The organism is Klebsiella sp. MS 92-3, from assembly GCF_000195655.1.
Classification (GTDB): Bacteria; Pseudomonadota; Gammaproteobacteria; order Enterobacterales; family Enterobacteriaceae; genus Klebsiella; species Klebsiella pneumoniae.
The window spans coordinates 6987-12409 of record NZ_GL882818.1; the positions used below are offsets into that span (position 1 = coordinate 6987).

3 protein-coding genes and 1 pseudogene are annotated in these 5423 nt (G+C 60.3%); 1 reads left to right on the top strand and 3 read right to left on the bottom strand.

Going from position 1 to position 5423, the window contains the following annotated elements; translation table 11 throughout:
- A pseudogene (locus HMPREF9538_RS11285) lies at window positions 1–212 on the bottom strand (formimidoylglutamase); the annotation flags it as partial.
- Window positions 209–1528, bottom strand: coding sequence for an imidazolonepropionase (hutI, locus tag HMPREF9538_RS11280; RefSeq protein ID WP_004153329.1), 1320 nt, complete (start codon window positions 1526–1528; stop codon window positions 209–211). The pseudogene HMPREF9538_RS11285 and the gene hutI, both read right to left, overlap by 4 nt.
- Window positions 1529–1682: 154 nt before the next feature.
- On the opposite strand from hutI, the gene HMPREF9538_RS11275 reads away from it, so the two are divergent.
- Window positions 1683–2966 carry a putative acyl-CoA thioester hydrolase gene (locus HMPREF9538_RS11275; protein ID WP_004142122.1) on the top strand — a complete coding sequence of 428 codons (1284 nt, stop codon included), beginning with the start codon at window positions 1683–1685 and terminating at the stop codon, window positions 2964–2966.
- 273 nt (window positions 2967–3239) lie between these two features.
- Here HMPREF9538_RS11275 and HMPREF9538_RS11270 read toward each other — a convergent pair.
- The coding region (locus tag HMPREF9538_RS11270) for an HAD-IC family P-type ATPase (RefSeq protein WP_009485371.1) at window positions 3240–5423 on the bottom strand (2184 nt) is incomplete at its 5' end.

Below are 5423 nucleotides of genomic sequence, written 5' to 3' on the forward strand. Positions count from 1 at the left end.
GGGGGCCCGTCCGCTGCCCCGGTACGCCCCTTGTTACGCCGGACCCCTTCGTCACAGGCGAAGCCGAGCAGCGCGATATCGCCGGGCATCTCCTGCGGCGCGAAGCGTTCCGCGCGGGCGATGGTCTGGAACAGGCGCAGCGCATTGGGCGCTTCCGCGCTGTCGTCGCGTCCCTGCCAGAGACTGGCTGGCGTAGCTTGCCACAGCATCATTGCAATTCTCCTTGAACAACGCGATGCCAGAGCGGACTGCGCCCCGGCTCATACACCATCTCGACGGGATGCTCAGCATCCCAGATGGCGAAGTTAGCGACAAAGCCCGGCGCCAGCTGGCCGTGGCTGGCCTGGCGCCCCAGCGCCCGCGCGGCATGGCGCGTCACCCCGGCCCACGCCTCCTCCGGCGTCAGGCCAAACTTGACGCAGGCCATGTTCATCGCCAGATGCAGGCTGGCGAAGGGGCTGGTGCCGGGGTTGAAATCGGTCGCCACCGCCATCGGCACCTGGTACTTGCGCAGCAGCTCGACCGGCGGTTTACGGGTTTCATTAAGGAAGTAGAACGCGCCGGGGAGCAGGGCTGCCACGGTGCCGCTTTCGCGCATCGCCGCCACGCCCTCTTCCGTCAGATACTCGATATGGTCGGCGGAAAGCCCATGATAGCGGCTCACCAGCTGCGCGCCGCCCAGCGACGAGAGCTGCTCAACGTGGCCTTTTACCGGAATGCCCAGCGCCTGCGCCGCCTGAAAGACGCGCTCAGTTTGCTGCGGGCTGAAGCCGACGTTTTCGCAGAAGACGTCAACGCTTTCAAACAGTCCCTCCTGCCACAGCGTCGGCAAAATGGTCTCGCAGACCAGCGTAATATAGCCGTCAGCATCGCCTTGATATTCCGGCGGCGTGGCGTGGGCGGAGAGCAGCGTCGCCGACAGTTCCACGCCATTATGATCGGCCAGTTGTCGGGCGACCCGCAGCATTTTGCGTTCGTTTGGCAGGTCGAGGCCGTAGCCGGATTTGATCTCCAGGGTGGTCACCCCTTCACGCAGCAGGCGTTCCAGACGCGGCTGGGCCAGCGCCAGTAGTTCAGCTTCGCTGCTGTCGCGCGTGGCGCGCACGGTGGAGTTAATGCCGCCGCCGCTGGCGCTGATGGTTTGATACGACACGCCGTTCAGCCGCTGCTCCCACTCCTGGGCCCGGCTGCCGCCGAAGACGAGATGGGTGTGGCAGTCGATTAATCCCGGCGTTACCAACCGGCCTTCAAGATCGATACTGCGCCCGCTGGGGACGTCATCTTCGGCGACAATCGCCGCGATGCGGCCGTCGCGCACCAGCAGCGCGTGGCGCTCCAGCAGGCCGTAAGGTTGAGCGTGATCGGGGTTCAGGGTGGCGAGACGCCCGTTTCGCCAGATAACGAGTTCGGAAGTGGCTTCAGTCATAGCGCTTAACTTGTCATGGGTTGTATAGACATTTATTTTCATAACGCCGGTAAAGTCAACAATAGCGCAGGGAAATGTTATTTTTTTGTGACTAAAGACCATCCGGCAGGGCTGCGCGTTGCGTAAAGACGGTAAGTTTTTCCGTCCACGTCTTCCCGTTTCGTTCAAGTTAGTATAAAACAGCAGGTTTTAAAGGACTTATACCCTGGCGTCTCAGCCGGGGTATTTCACTACGCTTAATTTTGCCCGGAGCAACATGAACACATATTCCGTTTCCCGTCTGGCGCTGGCGCTGGCCTTCGGCGTGACGCTGTCCGCCTGTAGCTCGACGCCTGCCGATCAACAGCCCTCAACGCAGACTGCACCGGGCACTACCGCGCGTCCCATACTCAACGCCGAAGAAGCGAAAAACTTCACGCCGGCGGCCTATTTCCAGTCGCTGGCTCCCAACGCCGCCGCCTGGACGCCGTCTGCCATCAGCCTGCCGGCGCAGCCTGACTTTATCGTCGGCCCTGCGGGAACCCAGGGCGTAACCCATACCACCATTCAGGCGGCGGTGGATGCGGCAATTGCCCGTCACTCTAACCGTCGTCTGTATATCGCGATTATGCCGGGCGAGTACCCTGGAACCGTCTACGTTCCGGCGGCGCCGGGCGCCCTGACCCTGTATGGTACTGGCGATAAGCCAATCGACGTGAAAATCAGCGAAGCCATTGATTCCGAGATGGATCGCAACACCTGGCGTCGTCTGGTCAATCCAGGCGGTAAATATATGCCGGGTAAACCGGCGTGGTATATGTTCGACAGTTGCCAAAGCAAATCCGCGGCGACCGTCGGCGTAATGTGTTCCGCAGTCTTCTGGTCACAGAATAATGGTCTGCAGCTGCAGAACCTGACCATCGCCAACAACCTCGGCGACAGCGTTGACGCCGGTACCCACCAGGCGGTGGCATTGCGCAGCGATGGCGACCAGGTGCAGATCAATAAGGTCAATATTCTTGGCCGTCAGAACACCTTCTTCGTGACCAACAGCGGCGTGCAAAACCGTCTGCAGGACAACCGTCAGACCCGCACCCTGGTGACCAACAGCTACATTGAAGGCGATGTGGATATCGTTTCCGGCCGCGGCGCGGTGGTGTTTGATAACACCGATTTCCGCGTGGTGAATTCCCGTACCCAGAAAGAGGCCTACGTCTTCGCGCCGGCTACTCTGAAGAGCGTGACCTACGGCTTCCTGGCGACCAACAGCCGCTTCACCGCCTCCGGGGATAACGTCGCGCAGCTCGGCCGCGCGCTGGATGTCGATGGCAATAGCAACGGCCAGGTGGTGATCCGCGACAGCGCTATCAATGAAGGCTTTAATATTGCCCAGCCGTGGGCGGCGGCGGTAGGCTCCGGCCGCCCGTTCAGCGGCAACACCGGCAGCGCCGATGACAAAGGCAATCTGCAGCGCAACCTCAACGACAACGGCTTCAACCGCATGTGGGAGTACAATAACCGCGGCGTGGGAAGCACCGTGGTCGCCGAGCCGAAACAGTAAAGCGCAACAAGCGTGAACCATAATAAAAGAGAGGGCGATGCCCTCTCTCAAACTGCTGACAACGTGCAATCTTCAGGAATTGCCCGGCGGCGCTGCGCTTGCGCGGCCCTACAGATAACTGCATAACGGTTTGATATTGAAGTCTTTCGTAGGCCGGGTAAGGCGAAAGTCGCCACCCGGCAGAAATGCGAGCACAATGACGAAACAGGTTTGTCGTCAGCCAGAGAGGGGGCGATGCCCCCTCTTTTCTTTTTCGTTCAGCGCTTCACGCCGTCAGGCGGAACGCCATTTGCGGGTCAGCGGTTTTTCCAGTTCCACGATCAGGAACATGGCGAAGCCGATGATAAAGGTGATCACCCAGTAGCGGAACGGCAGCCCGGTGGTGCCGAACAGCATCTGCATAAAAGGCGCGTAGATAATCAGCAGCTGTAGCACCAGCAGTACGCCGCTGACGATCCAGATCCCTTTGTTGGCCAGCAGACCTTTGGTTAACGAGAATCCATCCGATACGCGGCAGTTCAGCATATAGAACCACTGGGCGGTGACCAGAGTCTGCAACAGCACGGTACGAATAAACTCCGGCGAATAGCCGCGCGGCTGCAGCCAGGCTTCGAGAATAAAGGCGCTGACCGCAATCATTGACCCCACAAACGCTACGCGCCAGATGGCAAAGCCGTCCATCACGTGAATTTTCGGATCGCGCGGCGGCCGCCGCATAATATTTTTCTCACCGGCTTCAAACGCCAGGCCAAACGACAGCGTGGCGGAGGTGGCCATGTTCATCCACAGGATCAACACCGGCGTGAGCGGCAGTACGTTGCCCGCCAGCAGCGCGATCACGATCAGTAACCCCTGGGCAAGGTTGGTCGGCATGACGAAGAGAATGGTTTTCTTCAGGTTGTCATACACCCGGCGCCCCTCGCGGACTGCGCTGGCGATGGTGGCGAAGTTATCATCGGTCAGCACCATATCGGCGGCCTCCTTGGTCACCTCGGTCCCCTTGATCCCCATCGCCACGCCGACGTCAGCCTGCTTCAACGCCGGGGCATCGTTCACCCCATCGCCGGTCATTCCGACAATTTCTTTCTTACTCTGCAGAGCCTGCACCAGGCGGAACTTATCTTCCGGGCTGGTGCGGGCGAAGATATCAAACTGCTGCGCGGCTACGCTCAGCTGCGCGTCGTCCATCACCTCCAGCTCGCGTCCGGTAATGGCATTTCCCGCATTGCCAATCCCCAGCATCTTGCCGATGCTCATCGCCGTTTGCGGGTGGTCGCCGGTGATCATCTTCACGCGGATCCCGGCCTGCAGGCAGTCGGCAATCGCCGTGATGGCCTCCGGACGCGGCGGATCCATCATCCCGGCGACCCCTAGCAAAATCACCCCTTGCTGCAGATCCTGATGGGTCAGTTCGGTCTGGCCTGCGGCAGCCGGCTTCCAGGCTGCGGCCACCATCCGTAGCCCTTCCCGGGCGTACTCTTCAATTTTGCCTTCCCAGTACGGGAGATCCAGCGGCTGCAATCCGCTGTCGCTCTGCTGATACTGGCACAGGCGGAACAGGACATCCGGCGCGCCAGTGACCAGCACTACCTCCTCTTCACCCAGCCGGTAGAGGGTCGACATGTATTTATATTGCGAATCAAAAGGAATTTTACTGCGCAGTTCGCTGGTCAGCGGCGGCAGAGTGACCTTCGCCGCCAGCACCTTCAGCGCCCCCTCGGTCGGGCCGCCGGTGATTTTCCACAGCCCGCTCTCCTCTTTGATAAGCTGGCTGTCGTTACACAGATCGATGGTGCGCAGATAGCGCTCGAACAGCGAGCCGGGCGCGATCGTGACCGGCGTCGGATCGTCAATGGCGTGGATCTTACCGACCGGCTCATAGCTATCCCCTTCCACCCGATAGACGCTGTCGGCAGTGATCACCGCCTTCACCGTCATTTCGTTCATGGTCAGGGTCCCGGTTTTATCCGAGCAGATAACCGTCATCGCGCCGAGGGTTTCCACCGTCGGCAGCTTGCGGATAATCGCTTTCTGACGGGCCATCGCCTGTACGCCGAGCGACAGAATAATCGAGATAATCGCCGGCAACCCTTCCGGGACCGATGCCACCGCGAGGCTAATCAACGACAGCATCAGTTCGGAGACCGGCATATCGCGGAACAGCAGGCTAAAGACGAACAGCGCCGCCATCATCACCAGAATAAGGATAAAGATGGCTTTGCCTAGCTTGTCCATTTGCACCAGCAGCGGCGTGCGGTGTTTCTCAATGCCCGCCATCATTTGGTTGATATGGCCCAGCTCGGTATTGCCGCCGGTGGCCACCACGATCCCTTTTCCCGCCCCTGAGCTAACGGTGGTCCCGGAAAACAACAGGTTGCTGCGATCGCCGAGCGGTAAATCGCCGCTTAGCGGCTCGGTGGGTTTTTTCACCACCGTCGACTCGCCGGGGAGGATCGC

Coding starts and splice junctions, on each gene's coding strand:
- hutI (WP_004153329.1), bottom strand. CDS start 1,528: ATGGTCTTTAGTCACAAAAAAATAACATTTCCCTGCGCTATTGTTGAC.
- HMPREF9538_RS11275 (WP_004142122.1), top strand. CDS start 1,683: ATGAACACATATTCCGTTTCCCGTCTGGCGCTGGCGCTGGCCTTCGGC.